The sequence below is a fragment of the Pseudobacillus badius genome, assembly GCF_002189605.1.
GTDB lineage: Bacteria > Bacillota > Bacilli > Bacillales > Domibacillaceae > Pseudobacillus > Pseudobacillus badius.
Genome location: NZ_MWMM01000001.1, coordinates 14,891 through 36,398, shown reverse-complemented (window position 1 = coordinate 36,398; position 21,508 = coordinate 14,891). Strand labels below are relative to the sequence as shown.

General features: G+C 45.8%; 17 protein-coding genes. 6 read left to right on the top strand and 11 right to left on the bottom strand.

Features of this window, described 5'->3' with window-relative positions:
* Window positions 1-100: 100 nt before the first annotated feature.
* The gene (locus tag B1A98_RS00175; RefSeq protein ID WP_063384266.1) at window positions 101-652 is read right to left on the bottom strand and encodes a DUF1641 domain-containing protein; all 552 of its coding nucleotides are present in this window, start codon (window positions 650-652) and stop codon (window positions 101-103) included.
* Window positions 645-3,602 (bottom strand): formate dehydrogenase subunit alpha, encoded by a 2,958-nt coding sequence (gene fdhF, locus B1A98_RS00170; protein ID WP_063384267.1) that lies wholly within the window; start codon window positions 3,600-3,602, stop codon window positions 645-647. Before fdhF ends, B1A98_RS00175 begins: the two co-directional genes overlap by 8 nt.
* A 461-nt stretch (window positions 3,603-4,063) precedes the next feature.
* Between fdhF and B1A98_RS00165 the strand changes: the two genes are divergently transcribed.
* Window positions 4,064-5,245: an acyl-CoA dehydrogenase family protein gene (locus B1A98_RS00165; protein ID WP_041113019.1), complete on the top strand. Its 1,182-nt coding sequence runs from the start codon at window positions 4,064-4,066 to the stop codon at window positions 5,243-5,245.
* A 211-nt stretch (window positions 5,246-5,456) separates the two neighbouring features.
* Window positions 5,457-6,440, top strand: a complete 984-nt coding sequence (guaC, locus tag B1A98_RS00160) for a GMP reductase (RefSeq protein WP_041099367.1) — start codon at window positions 5,457-5,459, stop codon at window positions 6,438-6,440.
* A 153-nt stretch (window positions 6,441-6,593) separates the two neighbouring features.
* Here the strand turns inward: guaC and B1A98_RS00155 are convergent, their stop codons facing one another.
* From B1A98_RS00155 to B1A98_RS00115, 9 genes are all read right to left on the bottom strand, one after another.
* The gene (locus B1A98_RS00155; RefSeq protein ID WP_041099363.1) at window positions 6,594-7,922 is read right to left on the bottom strand and encodes an MATE family efflux transporter; all 1,329 of its coding nucleotides are present in this window, start codon (window positions 7,920-7,922) and stop codon (window positions 6,594-6,596) included.
* A complete protein-coding gene (locus tag B1A98_RS00150; protein ID WP_041113018.1) occupies window positions 7,919-8,386 on the bottom strand; it encodes a GNAT family N-acetyltransferase in 468 nt (155 codons plus the stop codon). Before B1A98_RS00150 ends, B1A98_RS00155 begins: the two co-directional genes overlap by 4 nt.
* 101 nt (window positions 8,387-8,487) lie before the next feature.
* On the bottom strand, window positions 8,488-9,048 hold the full coding sequence (locus B1A98_RS00145) for a TetR/AcrR family transcriptional regulator (protein WP_041113017.1): 561 nt from the start codon (window positions 9,046-9,048) through the stop codon (window positions 8,488-8,490).
* A 152-nt stretch (window positions 9,049-9,200) separates the two neighbouring features.
* The gene (locus tag B1A98_RS00140) at window positions 9,201-10,463 is read right to left on the bottom strand and encodes a CYP152 family fatty-acid peroxygenase CypC (protein WP_063384268.1); all 1,263 of its coding nucleotides are present in this window, start codon (window positions 10,461-10,463) and stop codon (window positions 9,201-9,203) included.
* A 332-nt stretch (window positions 10,464-10,795) separates the two neighbouring features.
* Window positions 10,796-11,608 (bottom strand): VOC family protein, encoded by an 813-nt coding sequence (locus B1A98_RS00135; RefSeq protein WP_063384269.1) that lies wholly within the window; start codon window positions 11,606-11,608, stop codon window positions 10,796-10,798.
* Between the two features lie 669 nt (window positions 11,609-12,277).
* Window positions 12,278-14,014 carry an FTR1 family iron permease gene (locus B1A98_RS00130; RefSeq protein ID WP_063384270.1) on the bottom strand — a complete coding sequence of 579 codons (1,737 nt, stop codon included), beginning with the start codon at window positions 14,012-14,014 and terminating at the stop codon, window positions 12,278-12,280.
* A gap of 12 nt (window positions 14,015-14,026) precedes the next feature.
* On the bottom strand, window positions 14,027-15,298 hold the full coding sequence (efeB, locus tag B1A98_RS00125) for an iron uptake transporter deferrochelatase/peroxidase subunit (protein WP_041099350.1): 1,272 nt from the start codon (window positions 15,296-15,298) through the stop codon (window positions 14,027-14,029).
* Between the two features lie 6 nt (window positions 15,299-15,304).
* Entirely contained in the window at window positions 15,305-16,174 is an 870-nt protein-coding gene (efeO, locus tag B1A98_RS00120; RefSeq protein ID WP_063384271.1) for an iron uptake system protein EfeO, read from the bottom strand.
* 169 nt (window positions 16,175-16,343) lie between these two features.
* Window positions 16,344-17,348: an ABC transporter substrate-binding protein gene (locus B1A98_RS00115; protein WP_063384272.1), complete on the bottom strand. Its 1,005-nt coding sequence runs from the start codon at window positions 17,346-17,348 to the stop codon at window positions 16,344-16,346.
* A gap of 325 nt (window positions 17,349-17,673) precedes the next feature.
* On the opposite strand from B1A98_RS00115, the gene B1A98_RS00110 reads away from it, so the two are divergent.
* From B1A98_RS00110 to B1A98_RS00095, 4 genes are read left to right on the top strand one after another with little or no spacing between them, the layout of a single operon-like run.
* Entirely contained in the window at window positions 17,674-18,678 is a 1,005-nt protein-coding gene (locus tag B1A98_RS00110) for a FecCD family ABC transporter permease (protein ID WP_063384273.1), read from the top strand.
* Window positions 18,675-19,730 carry a FecCD family ABC transporter permease gene (locus B1A98_RS00105; protein ID WP_063384274.1) on the top strand — a complete coding sequence of 352 codons (1,056 nt, stop codon included), beginning with the start codon at window positions 18,675-18,677 and terminating at the stop codon, window positions 19,728-19,730. Before B1A98_RS00110 ends, B1A98_RS00105 begins: the two co-directional genes overlap by 4 nt.
* A gap of 18 nt (window positions 19,731-19,748) precedes the next feature.
* Window positions 19,749-20,579: an ABC transporter ATP-binding protein gene (locus tag B1A98_RS00100; protein ID WP_063384275.1), complete on the top strand. Its 831-nt coding sequence runs from the start codon at window positions 19,749-19,751 to the stop codon at window positions 20,577-20,579.
* Window positions 20,560-21,321 carry an IucA/IucC family C-terminal-domain containing protein gene (locus B1A98_RS00095; RefSeq protein ID WP_063384276.1) on the top strand — a complete coding sequence of 254 codons (762 nt, stop codon included), beginning with the start codon at window positions 20,560-20,562 and terminating at the stop codon, window positions 21,319-21,321. The genes B1A98_RS00100 and B1A98_RS00095 overlap by 20 nt, the downstream gene beginning before the upstream one ends.
* Window positions 21,322-21,508: the final 187 nt, after the last annotated feature.

The window sequence follows — 21,508 nt, the reverse complement described above, 5'->3', positions numbered from 1 at the left end:
CAGGAGTCTTCGCGTCTTCCATTGCAATCAACGAAGGACAAAGTTCGGGCAGCGGTATAACGAAGCCTGTTTTAAAGTAAATAGAATATAGGGTGAACAATTACTGCACTTTTTTTCTCAGAAGAAGGAAGCCAGCCACTGACAGGCCGGCAGCTGTCACCCAGCGCTTAGTCCCTTTTCTTGGGCGCGGTTCTTCTTTTTCTTGGCCCAGCCCTTTAAAAAATGAAACTAAAAAGAGCAGCGCTTCTTTCCAATTCGTTTGTCCTAACAGTTGCAGGACGGAACGGTCGCCCTCGCTCCATTCCGCTGCTTCATCTAAACCCCCATTTAACCTTGCAATCACGGGACCAAGCTTTTCCACATTCAGCTGGCCGAGCATACCGATTAACAGCAAACCATTCTTCAGCGTTCTTGCTGCTCCCGGATTGTCTATCGCTTTAACAAGTATATCCATCACATGCTCACCTTGATCGAATAAACCAGCGGCTATATCGAAGCCGCCTTGTTTGTTCATCTTATCAAGGACAGTCAAAAAAGCACGCAAGGCATCCTTATGTTCAATTAACAGCGCCTCCACTTCTTCTAAGTCGAGACGGCGCTGTTCTTCTTCACTGATTTCCATGCGCCGTATATGCGTAATCGCCTTAGCCACGCTTAGCCACCCCTTTCTTGACAAGATCACCCGGGAATACATAGTCAGGACGAGCCCATTTGTCTTCCACCCGTACGCCGATTTGCGGATTAGGGTTGCCGCGGCGATGATTTATGCGCGGCAGCGGACTTTTCCCTGTGTGCTGTAAAATCTCCATTTTTGCCTTCACTTCTTTATAAGCAGGGGTATCTGTGTTCTTGTCGGCCCGGCTGCTCGTTAAATAGTTGATAGCCCCTTTTCCTGAGTCGTTCATCGGTAAATAGACTTCCTTCCCTTTTACACGGTCCGTAACCAGACAGGAAACTTTCACATTTCCGTAAGGAGAAGTCAGCCGAACGACCGTGCCATCCTCCAGACCGCGTGCTGCAGCGAGCTCCGGTGACACCTCCAAGAAAACAGTCGGTGTTTTCTCCGAAATACCCTTTGATTGGTAAGTTAGGTTTCCTTCATGGAAGTGCTCCAGAAGACGGCCGTTATTTACTTGAATATCATATTCTTCTTCATATTGAATAGGCTCTGTCCACTGAACAGGAAAAAGCTTGGCCTTCCCATCCGGAAAGGGAAACCCATCTTCAAAAAGGAGCGGTGAGTCTGTTCCATCAGGAGCTACCGGCCATTGCAGCGTATGATAACCTTCAAGCCGCTCATAGGTTACTCCGGCATAGAGAGGCATTAAACCAGCTGCTTCTGCCATGATCTCGCTCGGATGCCTATACGCCCAGCCGGCGCCGAGCCGATTGGCAATTTCCATAATGATTTGCCAATCCGGCTTTGATTCACCCAGCGGTTCAAATATTTGGTATAACCGCTGAATGCGGCGCTCTGTATTCGTAAATGTTCCTTCCTTTTCAAAAGAAGGAGCAGCCGGCAGCACCACATCTGCAAATTGGGCGGTTTTTGAGAAGAAAACATCTTGAACGACGAAAAAGTCCAGCTTTTCAAAAGCCTCATGCACATAGTTTAAGTTTGAATCAACCATGGCCATCTCTTCACCCTTAATATACATCACCTTTAAGTCTCCTGAGTGAATTCTTTCCACCATTTGATGGTTATTCAACCCCGGCTTGGCAGAAAGCCTTGCACCCCAGCCCTGCTCATACTTGGCACGTACTGTTTCGTCCTCCACTTTCTCATATCCGGGAAATCTCTCCGGCATGCTGCCAAAATCACTCGCCCCTTGCACATTGTTATGGCCGCGCAAAGGATAACTTCCTGCGCCCGGCTTTCCATAATTGCCGGTTATAAGCAATAAATTGGAGATGGCCGTGCTTGTATCGCTTCCGCCTAGATGCTGCGTTACGCCCATCGCCCAAAGTATACAAGTAGAAGAGGCTTGGTGAATAGCTTCAGCAATAGCGGTCACTTGTTCTTTCGGCACACCTGTTACCCTTTCGGCATACTCCAGCGTATAGGCGGCCAGGCTTTCCACATACTGATCAAAGCCATTCACCCGCTTGTTCACAAACTCTTTGTCCACCCAGCCTTGATCAACCATATACTTGGCCACTGCCGAAATCCAGACAAGATCGGTGCCTGCTTTGGGCTCAATGAATAAATCCGCCCGTTCAGCCATTTCATGCTTGCGCAAGTCGGAAACGATCAGTTTTTGCCCTTTGAGCTTGTGAGACCGTTTGACCCTCGTAGCAAGTACCGGATGTGATTCCGCCGTATTTGATCCGACAATTAACACAAGCCCAGCTTTCTCAATATCTTTGATGCTTCCGGAGTCGCCGCCGTAGCCGACTGTTCGGAACAGCCCCATCGTTGCCGGCGTCTGGCAGTAGCGTGAGCAGTTATCAATATTGTTTGTTCCGATCACAGCCCGGGCAAGCTTTTGCATTAAATAAGACTCTTCATTTGTACACTTAGAGGAACTGATAAATGCCAAGGAATCTGGCCCGTATATATTTTTGGCATCAGAAAATTTTCGCTGAATCAGACTGAGCGCTTCCTCCCATTCTGCTTCACGGAACGATTCTCCTTCCCTAATAAGCGGCTTCGTCAAGCGCTCTTCACTGTTGACAAAATCCCAGCCGAATTTGCCTTTTATACAGGTAGAGATGCCATTAGCCGGCGCTTCTGCTTGCGGCTCGACCTTTAAAATTTTCCGTCCTTTCGTCCAGACATCGAAGCTGCAGCCGACGCCGCAATATGTACAGACAGTTTTCGTTTTCTTCACGCGCGCTTCCCTCATTGCTGCCTCCATATCAGAAATAGGCATAATCCAGCTATAGCTTGTTTCCACATTTTTCGTAATTTCAATCATCGGCCGCAGCGTATCTTCCGGAAGGCCGGTTAAATAACCAGCTTCGCCGACCATTCCTTTTTCCATCATCGCATTGCAAGGACAAACGGTTGAACAGTGCCCGCATGACACACACGATGATTCGTTAATGCTGACGCCATGATCCCAAATGACACGCGGCTTCTTCAAGCTCCAATCGATGGAAAGCGTTTCGGTTACTTGGACATCCTGACAGGCCTCTACGCAACGGCCGCATAAAATGCACTGATCTGGATCATATCGGTAGAAAGGATTAGAATAATCTGCCTCATATGGCTTTGGCGTAAACGGCTCGCTCTGATGTTCGATTTTCATTTGTTTCACTGTGTTATGTACTTCACAGCGGCCGTTATTATAATCGCATACTGTACAGTACAGTTCATGATTATGCAAAATGCGGTTCATTGCTATGTTCTGTGCCTTCTTTGCATCTTGTGATTCCGTAGTAACCGTATCGCCATCCTGAACGACAGTAGAACATGAACGCACAAGCTCTCCATTTACTTGGACAATGCAAGTATCGCACGTTTCAATGGGGCCAAGCGACGGATGGTAGCATACACTCGGTATATCAACATCATATTCCTTGAGTGCCTGCATGATCGATATGTCTCCCGGCATCCTTCTGCGCTGGCCGTTGACGGTAATATGGACAAACTCTGTCATAGCAAAAACCCCCTCTTTTTTACTGATTGTGCTGCGTTCGGCCTTCTCCATACTGAAGAACAACTAGCCGCCAATGAAAAACGAACATTCTGTTTTTTCGCTAGTTTTAACAGTACCCCCTCCTATCAGCGGTAAACAAAAAACAGGGCCTATGTGAGTGACTGCTGCACGGGCTGACTTTCAGCTAGGGTCATTGTCAAAATCTTTATGACTTTAACAGCAAAAGCTATTAAACAAATAAATCGCCTCCCTAATTCTCCTAAGACAATTAGAAGAGCCTGCGAAAAAGTAATCCGGCTCCCTCTATCGGTCCTGTCCATCTATTCAAATAAGAAACTAAGTATTCCAAGTAGGAATATAGGTTTTAAACTCTTATAATAGGAAGTACATACTGAATTGAATCGCTTGACGTTTCCAATGAATACGTCTTGAATGAAAAGTAACGGCAAATAATTGATTTTATGAAGGAAGTGTGGAATGTGTCCAAGGATTTATTTATCAGAACCAGCCTTCAGAAACAGTGGCTCGAAACATTATCCAAACTGGAAGAAGACTTTAAAAGAGATTCACAGAAAAATGATAAAGAAGCAGCCTTTCCAAAAGAAAATGTGAAAGCTCTTGTGGAGGCGGGATATACAAAGCTGACCTTGCCCGTTGAATATGGAGGCGGCGGTATCCGTGTCACCGATATGGTTCTTTTTCAAGAAACGATCGCCAGCCTCGATAGCGTAACCGGGCTGGCGATCGGCTGGCATCAAGGCGTTGTCGGTGAGCTGTATGAGAAGAAGCTGTGGCAAGAAACGAAATTGGCTTCGTTTGCTGAGGAAATCTTGAGCGGGGCGTTAGTAAACAGAGCGGTCAGCGAAGCGCAAACCGGGAGCCCGACACGCGGCGGCCGCCCCGGAACAAACGCAGCGAAAAAAGGCGCGAAATGGGTGATTTCAGGGCAAAAGAACTTTACAACCATGTCACCTGTGCTCACTCATTTTCTCGTTTCAGCTTGGGTCGAAGAAAAACAAGGAATTGGTTTTTTCTTAATTGACAGAGAAGCTAAAGGATTATCGATTAAAGAAACTTGGGATGTGATCGCGATGAGAGGATCAGAAAGCCACGACCTTGTTCTTGATGAGGTAGAAGTAGACGAAGAGAATTTCGTCGAACTAAACAACGGTCCAAGAGGCGATAAGATCAATGGCTGGATTCTTCATATTCCGGCTTGTTATTTAGGCATCGCCCAGTCCGCCCGCGATTATGCGCTGAAGTTTGCTGTTGAACATTCTCCTAACAGCATTAGCGGCCCGATTAGCCAGCTGCCAAACGTGCAAAATTTGATAGGACAGATTGACTTGGAATTAATGAAGGCGCGTCACTTTCTTTATAGTGTGGCGGAAGCTTATGACGACTCGGAACGCCGCCCGCTGATAACGAATGAATTGGCAGCCGCCAAGCATATCGTCACCAATTCAGCCATTAAGATTGTTGATTTGTCGATGAGGTTAGCGGGCGCCAAAAGCCTGCAAATGTCGAATCCGCTGCAAAGATATTATCGGGATGTCAGGGCCGGGCTTCATAATCCGCCGATGGATGATATGACCATCTCCAAGCTGGCACAAACTGCTATTACACATTCAGAAACGAATTAATACAGCTTTTCTTTAGGCAGTGCGGGTCCGTGCTGTCTATTTTATTGTTTAGAGGCCCGGAAAGTCTATACAGGCAACAGATGATCTAACGATGGAACCAAATCTTTACCACAAAAACTTTGACATCCGCTTAAAAATAATGTAAATTACCATTTGGACGAACATTTTTTCATCAACAAAACTTTAATATTCGTTTTTAGGAGTGTTTAATATGGAAAATGTATTTGATTATGAAGATATTCAATTAATTCCGGCGAAATGTATAGTAAATAGCCGTTCTGAATGTGATACAACTGTTACTTTAGGCGGGCGCACATTCAAGCTGCCTGTCGTACCGGCAAATATGCAAACGATCATTGACGAAAGAATCGCCGTTTACTTGGCGGAAAACGGTTACTTTTATATTATGCACCGCTTTAAACCAGAGGAGCGCACGGACTTCATTAAAGACATGAAGGCACGCGGATTATTCGCCTCTATTAGTGTAGGTGTCAAAGAAGAAGAATACAGTTTTGTCGAACAGCTGGCAGAGGAGCAGCTGATCCCAGAATATATTACAATTGATATTGCTCACGGCCATTCCAATGCGGTAATCGAAATGATCCGCCATATTAAAAAACACTTGCCTGCCAGCTTCGTAATTGCAGGCAATGTCGGTACACCAGAAGCGGTAAGAGAATTAGAGCATGCTGGCGCAGATGCTACAAAAGTGGGTATTGGGCCAGGAAAAGTATGTATTACTAAAATTAAAACAGGATTTGGAACTGGCGGCTGGCAGTTAGCGGCGCTGCGCTGGTGCGCCAAAGCAGCAAGCAAGCCGATTATTGCGGACGGGGGCATCCGCACGCACGGCGACATCGCCAAATCTATTCGCTTCGGCGCGTCGATGGTGATGGTTGGCTCTTTGTTTGCCGGTCATGAAGAATCTCCAGGTGAACTTTTTGAAAAGGACGGAAAAGTCTATAAAGAGTATTTCGGCTCTGCGTCAGAATTCCAAAAAGGCGAAAGAAAAAATGTAGAAGGCAAGAAAATGTATGTCGAGTATAAAGGCTCTTTACAGGACACTCTGACTGAAATGGAACAAGATCTCCAGTCTTCTATCTCCTATGCAGGCGGCAACAAGCTTGAAGCTATCCGCAACGTTGATTATGTCGTTGTTAAAAACTCCATTTTTAATGGAGATAAAGTCTATTAAATGTAAAAATGGGCGCTCTTTCAGAGCGCCCATTTCAGACTGCAGACAAACTCAATGAAACTGGGAAGTTTGTCCGCAGTTTTTTTATTTTGCAGCTTGGGACTGTTGATGTCCATTACAGGCGCTGCGCTTACTGCTGTAATGGGCACTCTTTTATTTAGCCCTGCGCTGATATAAATATATGCTCACAAAGACGACAAATTCCGATGCCGGAATGGCCAGCCAAATGCCGTTCATGCCTAAAATCGGCGGCAGCACGAGCAAAAAGACAAGCATGACAACAATTTCCCTGGCTGCTGTTATCCATGTAGCCATCCGGACATTGCCGACTGATTGGTAGTAAGTCATCATCACAAAGTTGGTTCCTGTAAAAAGATAAGCAATAAAAAACAATTGTATCCCCGCAGCAGCAAGCGCTGTTACATCAGCCGGAAAATCGCCAAAGATGGAAACGATCGGCTGGGCAGCAGCTTGGCCAATCAGAAAACAAATAACTCCCGCCAATATAGCAGTCCAAGTCGCTTTTTGCATAGTTTCCCGCTTGCGGCCTTTATTGCCGGCTCCGTGATAATAGCTGATCAGCGGCTGAATGCCTGACCCCATCCCCAGAAACATCATCAGCATGACACTATGCACATAATTTAAAATGGAAAAAGCAGCTACACCATCTGTTCCAGACGTGCGCTCAAAGGCAAGATTATGGGAAATCGTAAAAACCGAAATCCCTATTTCCGAAAGAAAACTCGGGAAGCCGACGATAATAATTCCTAAAAACAGCTTCTTATCAAAAGAGAAACGCACGATTTTCAGGTTATTCGTTTGTCTGAAAAAATGGCTCGCCAGCACGATAATCGCTAGAAATGAGGCAATGATCGTAGCAAAAGCAGCACCTGCCACCCCGAAATCAAACACATATAAAAACACATAATCAAGTACGATATTCACTGTCGCTGCAACGACGAGCGCAGCCATGGAAAGATTGGGTGCCCCGTCATTGCGGACAAAGATACTAAAGGTATTTTCAACTGTAAATACGAAGCCGAACAGCAAAATAACGAGTAAGTAATCAGAAACAAATGGCAAGGTTTCCTCGTTGGCTCCCAGCGCGTATGCCAGAGGGTGGCGAAAGAAAAAAGCCAGCAGGCCGATTGCGAGAGTGAACAAGAAAATGGAAAAAAGAGCGTGGGTAAAAATCATGCGGGCATGGGCTGTTTTCTTCGCTCCCATAGCTATCGAATATTTGGTCGCAGCCCCGACGCCGATCCATAGGGAAAGAGCAACAAAAATGGTGTAAACCGGAGCGGCAATCCCTACGCCAGCCAACGCAACAGGACCGAGCCTGTTTCCCACCATAATGCCGTCAGCCACAATATTAACGGCCATCAAAAGCATGCCGATCATAGAAGGGATTAAATAGCGCAAAAAAATGCGTCCTACCGGCTGGCGGTCTAATTGCTCAAGTGCTGCTGATGTGGAACTCATGATGTCCTCCTCTCTTGTACATCCAGCTTCATGACCAATCCATGAACCAATCCGGCTTTGTCGATCTCGCCGTTTAATTTAAATCCAAACTTCTCATATACATGCTGTGCTCTCGCATTTTCAGGATAAACACTTAAATAAATCACATCACAATCATAGTGCTGCTGAATAGCAGCAAGCAATCCGGGGAGAAAACGGCTGGCATAGCCTTGACCTTGAAATTGCAGGTCAATCATAAATCGGTCCAGCCAAACGCGCCCTGTCGACTGATCACGGCCATACATAGCATATCCGACCAGCACATCCGCATCATATAAGCCGACAGATTTCCATTGCGGTTCAAATTTAGATTGTGCCAATGAAAACAAATTACTTTCAATAAATTCCTTCTGACTTTCATCGACCGATAAAGCAGCAATTGCTTTCCAATTATCAGCCGTTACCTCACGTATACGGAGGCCCATACTTCCATCTCGCTTTCAGAATAATATAAAACAAGAAAACTATTTTTGTTTTTTCAGTTTTTAAAAGGAGGAAAAAAACCGGACTAAACAGGCCGGATTCCTTATTTCATGTCCTTTTTCACAAGGCCAAATAACAAAATATCAACAATCGAATCTAATGCTTCGGTAACTGTAATGCTGTTTTCCAAGAAAAACTGCCGATCAAGCGTAGAATTGGTGGCATCAACAATTACCTTAATAAGAAAAGGCACATTTTGATCAACAATAAGCCCTTCGCGGATACCTTTTTCAATTAATTCACGCAGTGCATCCCACTGATTCAGCGCAGCATTGACTCTTTCCCATTGCTCGGGATACGTCTTTTTCATTTGCTCCAAAATTTTCCAGTCGTAAAATTCATGATATTTCGGGACAACAGTAATCGCCCCTTTTATTTTCTCGATGAGCGACAAGTTTGGATCGCTTACAATCCGCTCTGTTTTTTCATCAAATTCTACTAAGGTAGAGTCGATGATCGCATCCAAAATTTCCGCCTTTGAAGAAAAATTTTGGTATAACGTCCGCTTACTAATGCCTAGCCTTCTTGCCAGGTCATCCATCGTAAACTTCATTCCTTTATCATCAATCTCTTCTAAAAAAGCTTTCATAATCCGAGCTTTCATTTATCATCCTCCTGCAATGACTGAAACTAAAAAAACAAAAAAAGTTTCCACCGTTTAACTAAGTATATCTTGTTTTCTCCATCCTTTGCAAGCCGGCCGCCTGCAGAACAGAAAAGAAGCGCACTTCCAAAGCACGCTTCTTCCCCATTATTTCAGCGGCTGGCTGCCCGCACATTGTTCATCACAAAGCGGCTTGCCGGCACAGCCGGAATTCTGCCCATATCGTAGGTCAAATCCTGCTCCGGCACCTCATAGGCTATGTCTCTCGTTAAAAACTCCAAGCTTTCTTTCATTACAAGCACCGTTACCCATTCTCCCGCACAGCGATGTCCCATGTAGTGATCTCCCCCGCCCTGCGGGATAAAAGAAAACGGGCTCTCCTTCCAATCTTCAAAGCGCTCCGGCTGAAACGCATCAGGGTTTTCCCAAAGGTCCGGATGATGGTTCGTTCCGTAAATGTCGAGAATGACAAGCGTGCCTTTTTTGAATGGATACCCTCTCCATTCAAAGTCTTCTCTGACCCTTGCTCCTGTAAACGGACCAAACGGATAAAAGCGGCGCACCTCTTGGACGAACATCTGGCTGTAATTTTTTTCATCCTCTTTTACTTTCTCGCGCGCCTTAGGATAATCGTGCAGCGCCAATGCTCCAAAGGTAACAAAGCGGCCGATAGCGACGATCGGCCGCAGTATATTAATTAATTCTATAGCCGCCATGCGGTCGCTCAGCAACTTCCCATTTAATTCGCGGTGCCAGGCGATAATATAAGCGGCCGTATTTTCCGGCGGATGCAGTTTTTTAGCACGGATCTGCTTAATAATTTTTTCAATCCATTTTTCTGACCTGGTCCGCGCTCTCTTGCCTTCCCGATATCTTGATCCGACGGCAGCAAAAGTATCAATCATCAGGCCGAAATCGATCGCCCGCTGCTTGACCTCAGGCTCTGTCACCGGTACACCGGCCCACTCACATGCAATCCGGCACATGATTTCCTCCGCTTCATGCAGCAAGACAATTTCATCCCTTTGCTCCCACTCAGGAACTTTCTCCTGCCATTGCCGGCGGGTTATAGAAGCAAGTTCATCCAGCCGGCCCGGGGTCATCATCGAGAGAAACATCCGCTTGCGCTGCTTATGCTCCTCTCCGTCCAGTGTTTGAATCGCATTTTCTCCGAACAAGGTTTTTTGGACATGCTTTGGTGCAGCTCCCTTGCGTGTAAAAAGCTGTTCATCATAGAAAAGGGCAGCGGCTTCTTCTCCAGCTATACAAATCGCTTTCTGCCCGAGAATGCGTGTTTGAAAAATATCTGACTGCAGCTCACTTCGCCGTTCCGGTATAAATTGATAACCTTCCTCGAGCAGGGCGAGCGTGTGATCGAATCCTTTCTCTTTAGGAATCGGACGGCTGGATGCCATGCGAATCAACTCCTTTAACCTGTTTTATGTATGAGACAACGAACCCTATTCAAGCCTATGAACCAAAAAGCAACGGCTTAGGGATTATATTACCCTGTCCCCTTCCAAATAAAACGATTCTCCCATTAGCCATATAAAAAGAACTTAGAATGACATCATTCTGAACTCTTTCTGGTTTTTAAATGGTTTCCAAACGATCCGGTCGAAAGACAAACCTCTTTAAGTCGCTTGTCCAGGGCATTTCTCAAGATTCATGGCAGCGAAGATGGAATGGAAATCAACTGACCCATTCGCCCATAAAATAAAATAGACAAGCGCTGAAAAAGAAATTTTCAGCGCTTGTCTATTTTATAAATGCCGCCAAACATCCTAAAGGAACAGCTGTCTGTCGGGCTAGAGAGAGTCACTTGAAACGGCCCTTCTCCTTTTTCCTGAAGAATACTTGCCACTACTCCATCTGCAACCGGACTGCTGAACACGAAACGTCCGCCGTCAAATTCCAATGACTGGCACCTAGCTTGGAGTGCCTCATCAACAAACACCTCTCCTGCCTTAGCACCAAGCCAGTCCGCCCACTGTTCAGCCGTTTTCTCCAACTGATGGACAGCAAAGGTTACATGAGAGAATTCCGCCTTAGACGGATGCGGCTGAATAACCTGCCGTTCCGCCAAATCCTTCCTTCTCTCCTCGTCCTCTTCTTTCCATTGAATAATAAACGGCAGCTCCATTCCTCCATTCGGATCACCGATATAAAGAAGCTGCCATTCCACAAGGCTGCCATCCGGCCGCTTACGGCTAAATGCTTCGGGTCCATTTACGACCAGCCCTTTTTGGCAAAAGCGGCTTGCCGCTTCTTCCATATCTGTTGTTCGAAGCGCTACCCGAGAAAATCCTTCAGTAAATTGTTCCTTCACAACTGTTTCCAAAAAACTATGCTGAGGATGCTCCGTTTGTTGAACTAGCTCTTTATCGTACGTGCTTAACAGCTCAATATAGCTTAAATCAAAATAACTGACGGCATTATACGTTCCCCGGTTTTCATGGATGCCGCCTTCTGTGGCTGCCACCCCATGCTTCTGCAGACAAGCCATCGCCTTCTCAGGATTCTCCACAAAATGAACAACATGATCAAATGCAAAGCTCAATGTATTTCCTCCCTTTCCCAGCCATACCAGAATCAGATGGCGAAATAAAAAATCGCTCCATGTGGATTGGGCGATCAGTCCATATATCTTTTGACTTTGTTTATATAAAACAGCTAAACGAAGGGTCCCCTTTTCTTTTGTCGCGCCTTAGAAAACTATCCATCCATACGCGCTCTTTCTATTTATATATTTGCGATCCCATTAAGAACAGACAATTGGAGCATCGATCTTCAATGCCTGTACACGTCGTAATCACATCTTTTTTTTCCGAGGTCCGGCCAGTGTATGACAGCTCTTGGTTAACAAACTGATTGACGCAGGGACAATAGGCTGTCCAGCGCCTGAGTTTATCTTTTCCCATGGTTATCTCCCGCTTTCGCTTGTTGTCTCCTTTCCCCAATAAAATGTTTTAATACCCGGGCTTTTTTATTCTAAACCTTTTATCCTCTCTCCCTCTATATAAACAGTAAAATAATCCTTTTCCATATTCAAGCTTATCTTCATTTTCGCAGAAACTGTACACGCTGTTGATGGATTGGAAATCAACAGCTTCCATTCACAAGCAAAATAAAAAAGCTCCATACACCCGCTTTTCATTGAGGGTGTATGGAGCTTGAGACCACTAAATGTCTAGAAAACAACAAGGAGCTATAATCCGCCTTCAGCAGTTTATGCTGCCTTCTCTTTCTTTTGAATCCATATGGCAGTTACGGCAATAATCGCTAACAGCACAGCCTGAGGAGCGATGGTTTCCCATGTCGGGTAAAAACCGAGCCAGCTAATAATCGGCAGGCTTTGAATTTGTGTTGTGCCGATATGGCCGGTCAATTGCAAGGCATGAATGCTGACGCCAAGTATTTTGAACGCCAAGAAATAAATTAAAATAGTGGCGATCTTAAAGAAAGGACCCACAGCAATTTTTGCACTATATCGAATAAGCAAAAAGGCAAATACCGTTAAAATGACAAGAGCCAGCACAATGCCGGCAAGCAATTTGCCCGTGCTGATGGATGGCGCCATTCCCATATAAAAGATAATGGTTTCGGCTCCTTCTCTAAAGATCGACAGGAAGCTGACAAAAGCCATTGAAATGATGCTTCCTGTAGACAGGGCTGTGCCCATTTGCTTTTCAATGTACCGATTCCATGCTTTCATATTTGATTTTTGATGGAGCCAGACACCAACACCAATCATCATTACTACCGCAAGGATCCCGGTCACTCCCTCGATTGCTTCACGGTTCGCCCCTGCTGTAGCGGCAGAAAAAGCAATATTGATGAATATAGCTGCAACGATGCTCATCACCACGCCAGCCAAAGCACCGAGCCAAATCCATCTTTGATGCTGCGAAGCGTTTGCTTTGCGCAAGAAAGCGATCAGGGCTGCAACAACGAGCAGCGCCTCTAATCCTTCGCGAAGCATGATCAGGGCTGCGTCCCACATCGTATAATTCTTCTTCTCCTGCAACAGGTCAACTGCTTGTTTATATTCCTTAATTTTCTTCTGTTGTTCTTTCACCACATTGGCATCTGAAGACGAAAGCTTTCCGGCTATGACAGGAATATCACTTTCGAGCTTCGTATATAAACTGCCGTTTCTCGTGCGTACGTCTCCTTCAACAGACGGCCAAACGGTTAAAAACTCCTGAAGTACGGACACAGCCTCCTCCGGCTTGTTATCATCAATGGATTGATCGGCTTTTCCCAGCAAGTCAACTAATGTTTGCAAAGAGTAATTGTTGTTCTCCGCTTTCAGTTCCTTGCCGGCAGCAAAGCCAGTGACTGCGCTTTCGAGCTTATTGTAAATGCCCTTTATTTGGTCGAAATTTTTCTCATCCTGCAGCAGGGCGATGCGAAGAAAGCCCATTTGCGTTTCAATCTGTCCATAGTAGGGAATGCTCTGTTCACGCACGATGCTTTCCTTCCGGTTCCAGGCTGCCAGGAATGTTTGATATTGAGCATAAGCCGCTTCGCCATCTTCTTTTTCAATTGCGGTTTTTAAATCAGCAAGAATTGGCATAAAGGCGGTTTTCACCTCAAGCCGCTGCTGTTTTTCATCGACCGGATTTTGCTCTTTTTCAAATGCGATCAGCGCATGCGAAACCTCAGATAAAGCCTCAAGCATCGATTCTTTTTCATGTTTGCCTAACACTTTGTTTGCTTTTGATAATGCCTTGTCTACTTTTTCTGCTTCTTTGCTTTTACCTGGATCTACTTGTTTCCAGTCGTCGTTTAACTGGCCGATCAGTGTTTCAACAGCTTTCCAGTCTTCCGCTTTTGTTTTCATCATAGCATCGCCGACTGAGATAAATAACTCACCGTAATCTTCCTCGGCTTGTACGGCTGAAAGTTGCATAGGAGAAAGCAGGAACAACAGCAAACTACATAAAATAACAAGCTTTTTCATCTAACCCTCTCCTTAGCTAAACAACTCCGCTCCAAGATAGCTGCCTTTTTTCACACCCGGGAAGCAGGCAAATAGCGCACTGCCGCGATGGGTAATGTATTCGTTTAATTTATCGGTCCGCCCGAAACTGTTTTGGATATTAATAAATTGTTTCGGATGCTTTTGGAAAGACAGGAATAATAGACCCGCATCAAAAGCACCGGTATTTGGGTTAATGCCATCCGAATAAGAAAATGAGCGCCGAAGCATCCGGTCCTTCACCTGCTTTGCCAAATGGACATGGGAAGTAACCGGCACAACCGGTTGGCCGTTTTCCTTCCGGTCAAGCTCCATATCGTCAAATTCTCCAGTTTTTCCAAGCGGAGCCCCGCTGTCACGGTGACGTCCGAAGGTAGCCTCCTGCTCCGTCAAAGCTGTACGGTCCCACGTTTCCAAATGCATTTGAATGCGTCTTGCCACTAAGTACGTCCCGCCTGTCAGCCAGCTTTTTGATTCACCAGGCTGCACCCAGACTACTTCATTCATTGCTTTTGCATCATCCACGTTCGGGTTGCCGCTTCCATCTTTAAATGCAAACAAATTGCGCGGTGTTTGCTTCTTCTTCTTTTTCATTTCATAGGAATTAAATCCTGTTTGCGACCAGCGCATCGTGACCTTTCCTCTCGCCGCACGGACTAAGTTGCGGACCGCATGGAAAGCGACTTGGGGATCATCTGCACATGCCTGGATACAAATGTCACCGCCCACATAGTTCGGGTCCAGCTGATCTTTAGGAAAATGCGGAAGATCCGCGAGCTCTTTCGGCTTCATATGCTGCAGTCCAAGCTCTTTTTTCTCAAACAAGCTCGGTCCCACACCGAATGTCAATGTTAAATGAGAAGCGTCAAGCCCTGTTGCTTCGCCTGTATCTCCTGCCGGAAGCAGCTTATTTTCTGTGTAAGGCTCGACTACTTGTCCATTCATTAGGCGAACACTGTAATTTGTCCAGAGCTGAAACATTTCCTTTAGCTCTTTTTTAGACTTCGCCGTACAATTTAACGAGACAAAATAAACGTGTTCCGGACTCTTCGTTAAAATGCCCGGCTGGTGTTTGCCATAAAATTTGACTTTATTGGCAGCCGTTTGATCATCATCTATAAACGGGTTCGCGCCGAAAGCAGTTAATGCTCCCGTCAATCCTGAAGCACCGAGGATCACTCCGGCGCCCCCGATCCCTGCGATCTTTAAAACATCACGCCGCGACACTTCTTTTTGCAAGATGGATTTTTCTTCTTGATTGTTCATTTATTCTCACTCCACTACAATAGCCATTTGGCTTAGAGGTTCCCCTAAATGATCGACAGCTTCTGATAAGGCTTTAGTATCCTCTTTCGTTAATTTTTCAAATGATACAAATCCGCCTTTGCCATCTTCATGCTTGGCCAGCAATCCATTTAATGTCTTGAAGTTCTCTTCCAATGTTTTGACAAGCTGAGCATCTTTTTCTTGCAGCTTCGGTTTGAAAATCTCAAAGATTTTCTCTGCTCCTTCTACGTTTGCTTTAAAATCATATAAGTCTGTATGAGAATAGATTTCCTCTTCCCCTGTAATCTTCGATGTTGATACTTCGTTTAACAAATCAACCGCTCCGGTAATCATTAAATCAGGTGTCACTTCGACCGTTTCCACTTTCGCACGAAGTTCCTTTACGTCCTTCAGCAATTGATCGGCAACTTCCTCGTAGCCTTTCGTTGTGCCTTCTTCCCACAGGCCTTTCTCAATCTTATGGTAACCAGACCATTGCTCTTCTCCTTGGCCTTCTTCCTTGACGTCCGCCAAGCGGGCGTCAATGCGCGGATCAAGGTCACCAAAGCTTTCTGCAATCGGCTCTGAACGTTCAAAGTACATACGGGCCGGTGCATACAATTCCTTTGCTTTCTCGACATCTCCTGCTTTTACCGCTTCCACAAATGCCTCTGTCTCAACCACAAACTGGTCCAATTGATCTGAAGCGAATTGTTTATAACTTTTCACCTCTTTATCAAGCTTGTTCGTTTGCGCCTGCTCTGTGCTTTCACTTGCTTTTTTGCTTTCTGTATCTTGTGATGCGTTATCTCCGCATCCTACTAATAAACTACTGGATAACAATAAAAAACCTACGTTGCGAACGATCTGATTCATGAGTGAAACCCCTAACCTCTTAGTTTTGTATTCTACTGATTATTAATGATAATCATTGTCAATTATGTTGTCAACGTTGTTTTTAAATGAAATCGTTACCAATGAGCGAAATGGCTCATACTCATAAAAGAAGCCCTTAAAAGTTGAACTTTTAAGGGCTTCCTCTGTTTTATTTTTCAGTTAGGAAATACTTTTCAATATCATCGAGGAATAAATTCGCTGCCACAACGCCGCCCGCTGTGTTCCAGATCGCATCATCCACTTTATGGATATTGTTGTTTTTCACTACATTCAGGTTTTTGAATAGCGGATCTTCCACCCACTCTTCTTCCAGCTTCGGTGCTTCTCCTTTGCTTTCTGCCGGATCATAAGTGAAGTAGAATAAGATGTCGCCATCCATGGCCGGAATACGTTCTTTCGTTACATTCTTCTCAGCGAAATCCGGCTGGTCCTGCCCTTCTGGACGGGCAAATCCTAATTGATCTAAAATCACGCCAGAGAAAGTATCTTTATGATAAATCCGTACATCTCCAGGCATAAAGCGGACAATCGATACCTTTTGCTTAAGCTTGTCGCCAAGCAGGCCTTTTAATTCTTGAACGCGCTGATCGAAATCAGCAATTACTTGCTTTCCTTCTTCTTCTTTATTAACTGCTTGGGCATACAGCTTAAAGTTTTCTTTCCAGTCGCCGCGCAGTGTTTCCGAGAATACAGTCGGAGCAATGGCACTTAATTGCTCATAAATTTTCTCATGGCGCATTTTATTGCCAATGATCAAGTCAGGCTTTAGCGAAGCAATCGTTTCTACACTTGGCTCGCCTTCGTTCCCAACACTTTTAACACCTTTCATATCGCTTTTGATATGGCTGTACCAAGGGTCACCGGTCCATGATTGCACGGCACCTACAGGCTTCACGCCTAAAGCCAGCAACGCCTCTGTTCCTTCATTTGTCAAAATGACCACACGTTTAGGTTCTCCCTTTACTTCCGTTGTTCCCATGGCATTCTTCACATTGTAAGGCTTGCTTTCAGAAGCGGCTCCTTCATTGGAAGCATTGTTTTCTTTAGAAGTTTGTTTTTCTCCGCTTCCGCAGCCTGCCAGTGCAAAAACAACCATAAGCATAAGCGCGGCCAGCAGCGATGAAAAACGCTTTTTCTGAAAATATGTATGCATATAAATCCTCCTGTTTGATGAAAATGATTTTCATTTACATTCAAAATATTATTGGATGAACATTCTTTTGTCAATAAACAATTGAAAATGATTATCAAATTCATTGACACTGATTTATTCATCTCTTACACTTAAGGTTGACGGCATGACAGCACAGCTGGGACTGCTGCTGATGGTACATGGAACAAAAAGAAAGTGAAAGAGAGATTAACAGTTCTCTGGGTTTTCTTTTGGTTCTATCTACTTTCAGCAACAGCTAGAATGGGGCATCCCGCTGATGGAACAGCGCCTAAAGAAAATTGGAACATTGGGAGAGAAAAGATAGATGCTGCTCAAACACACGAAGGGAAAAGCCTTCGGATTGATTATAAGCATAGGTATATTACTTACTTGTATGGCCCTTAGCATCGTACTGGGCTACACAGATACAAACATTAAAACAGCGGTGGAGGCCTTTCAGCATTTTAACGGTTCAAACGAACATATTATTATCCAGGACGTCCGCCTTCCCCGCGCGCTCATTGCAGCGGCTGTAGGAAGCAGCCTCGCTATAGCAGGGGCACTTATGCAAGCGTTGATGAAGAACCCGCTGGCTTCTCCTGATATTCTCGGGATTAATGCAGGAGCTGGCTTCTTTATCGTCGTTGCATTAATGGTATTTTCCGTTAACTCCCTGCAGGCATTCACATGGATAGCATTTGCCGGCGCGGCATCGGCCGCTTTTATTGTTTATTTTTTCAGCGGAACAGGAGGCGGCGGACTTACGCCAATGAGATTGACGCTCGCTGGCGCAGCGATTGCCGCCCTCTTCTCTTCCTTGACTCAAGGGCTATTAGTGATGGATGAGGCGGCTCTTGATCAAGCTTTATTCTGGCTGGCAGGGTCGGTCCAAGGGAGAAAGCTGGACATCTTGCTTTCGGTTCTTCCTTATCTCGCCGCAGCCACCATCCTTGCTTTTCTAGCCGCGCCTAAAATTAACCTTTTAGCCATGGGGGAAGATGTGGCTAGAGGTCTTGGCCAGCAAACCGGCGCAGTCAAGCTGACTATTGCCGTGTCCTTTATCCTGCTGGCCGGCGGCTCTGTAGCTGTAGCCGGCCCTATCGGCTTTATCGGCATTATCATTCCTCATATCGTCCGTTCATTAGTAGGAAATGATTATCGCTGGATTTTGCCTTATTGCGGGGTGCTGGGAGGCACGCTTCTCCTGCTGGCTGATATCGGCGCCCGTTATGTCATTATGCCTGAGGAAGTTCCGGTCGGAGTCATGACAGCCTTTATCGGCACCCCTTTTTTCATTTACATTGCACGTAAAGGAGGACGGACCGCATGAAGAAATCCTTCCCCCTTCGCTTAGGAAAAGGAAGCATGTCCCTTCTTCTGGATCAAAGAGCTGTCTGGATAAATGCTATTTTTGTTTTTTTATTATTGATCACGTTTCTTGTAAGCACCGGAATGGGAGAACAGTTTCTTCAGCCTTGGCGTGTTTTAACTGTACTGTTCGGACAGGGAGACGACTTTGAACAACTGATCGTCCATTCCTTTCGCCTTCCGAGGATCCTGATTTCTGTGCTTGTCGGAATGAGCCTTGCGGCAGCTGGAGCCATCTTGCAAGCTGTGGTCCGCAATCCGCTGGCCTCCCCTGATATTATCGGAATTACCGGTGGAGCCTCTGTCGCTGTGGTGTTGTTTTTAACTCTTTTCACCGACAGAAGCAACGCCTTGACAGTGAGCATCCAATGGCTGCCGCTAAGTGCCTTTATCGGAGCAGCTATTGTCACCTTCCTGCTTTATCTGCTGGCATGGAAAGACGGTTTATCCCCAACGCGCCTTGTCTTAATCGGCGTCGGCTTGTGGGCGCTGATGAAGTCGCTGACTACTTTGTTTATGATCTTAGGTCCTATTCATCAGGCGAGTCAGGCAAATGTCTGGATTACGGGTTCTGTTTACGGATCGAGCTGGCAGAATGTCTGGGTTTTAGCACCCATTACGCTTACTCTCCTGCTCATTGTCCTGATCATGATCAGGCATGTCAATATTCAAGAGCTTGGAGAAGGCATCGCTGTCGGAGCAGGGGCAAACGTGCAAAAGCAACGTTTTCTTCTGCTGCTGATCAGCGCGGCATTAACCGGAAGCGCGGTAGCATTTGGAGGAGGCATCGGCTTTGTCGGATTAATGGCGCCGCATATCGCCAGGCGGCTCGTCGGCTCTTCCTTCGGTGCGCTGCTGCCTTTGTCTGCTGTCATCGGCGCGATTTTAGTACTGCTGGCCGATTCAATCGGGCGAACCTTTTTTCTTCCTGTTGAAGTGCCGGCAGGCGTATTTACGGCGGCCCTTGGCGCCCCTTACTTCATTTATCTTTTATACAGGCAGCGAAATGCTTAACAAAGGAGCGAAAAACATATGCCATCATTAGAAACGAAGTCGCTAACCTTGTCCTATGGAGAAACGATTATTATTGATGAACTGGATCTGCAAATTCCCAAAGGAGAAATTACCGTTTTTATTGGCAGCAACGGCTGTGGGAAATCCACGCTTCTTCGTTCGCTGGCCCGCTTATTAAAACCGCAATCCGGTTCCATTTTCATTGAGGAGGAAATGATAGCCAGCCTGCCGACAAAAGAGATTGCCAAGCGGCTGGCTATTTTGCCTCAAGGCCCTGTAGCCCCTGAAGGACTGACGGTGCTGCAACTTGTCAAACAAGGACGGTATCCTTACCAAAAATGGTATCGGCAATGGTCTGAAGAAGATGAAAAGGTCATCAACAAAGCCCTGCAAGCAACAGGCATGGAACATCTGGCTGATCGTTCAGTTGATTCTCTCTCAGGGGGTCAAAGGCAGCGCGCTTGGATTGCGATGACCCTGGCGCAGGATACAGATATCATTTTGCTTGATGAACCAACTACGTATCTAGATATGACTCACCAAATTGAAATCCTTGATCTTCTATTTGAACTGAATGAACAAGAAGGACGCACCATTGTGATGGTTCTTCATGATTTAAATTTAGCCTGCCGGTACGCCCATCACCTTGTGGCGGTGAAAGACAAAGCAGTCTATGCGCATGGCAAGCCGGAGGAAGTGATGAATTCCGCCTTGGTAAAAGCCGTGTTCCATATGAATTGTGAAGTGACGGTCGATCCGTTGTTCGGCACACCGATGTGTATTCCCCACGGGAAAGGAAGATATGTGAAATCCGGGGTGAAGGCAAACCATGAACTCATTTACGGATGAAGAGCTCGCCGCTCTAGAAAAAAACTACCGTTTCACCTTGCGAACCAATCCTTCTCCGTTGTCCATTCAAGCAAAAAAGCTGCTGGATGATCAGCAGCTTGCTGCTTATTTGCTGCAAGTCAAAAAACAAACGAACGCGGCGAACCTGGCCGTAGCTGCTTCTCTTTTAAGCAAGAGATACAGCTTTGCCGTGCTGATTGCCCTCTATTCGATGAGCGCGTTCAATAAGCGGCTTGATTTTTCACTTGACAACGTATGTATTGAAACATTGGATGAAGCGGATACGCTATGGCTTCCAGTTTTCAAATTTCACAATCTGTCATCTAGTGAAGCGGACCATTCAAGCCGCGCTGAATGGAGAAAAGCTGTAGTCGAGCAAGTATTCCGTGATCATGTAGATGTCCTGTTCACCCGCCTCACAAGACACAGCAAATTATCGAAATTAATTATGTGGGAGAACTTGTATACTTACATTTGCTGGATGTACCGAAGCCTACTGGAAAACCCGCAATGGAGTGACCGCCATGGCGCTATTGCCGAGGATTTCCGTTATATTGTATCAGAGGGAAAAGGAGAATTATTCGGCACCTTCCACAAAAATCCCTTTTTAAGATACAGCCCTTCTCCCTCTAGTGAACAAGCTGGACAAAAGCGCCAAACCTGCTGCCTTTCTTATTTAGCCGGAGCAAAAGGAACACGCTGCACAATTTGTCCGATTGCTTGCATCCCAAAGCAGACATGAACAATAAAAACCGGTTCTCTCTTGGGAACCGGTTTTTCAGACTGCAGACAAACTCAAGGAAAATTGAAGTTGGTCTGCAGTCTTTTTATTTTGCTTATAGATGATGGCTGTTGATGTCCATTCCAGGCTGCTTCGCTTTCCGCGGGGCGGGCGGTGAGCCTCCTCGCCGCCAAAGCGCCTGCGGGGT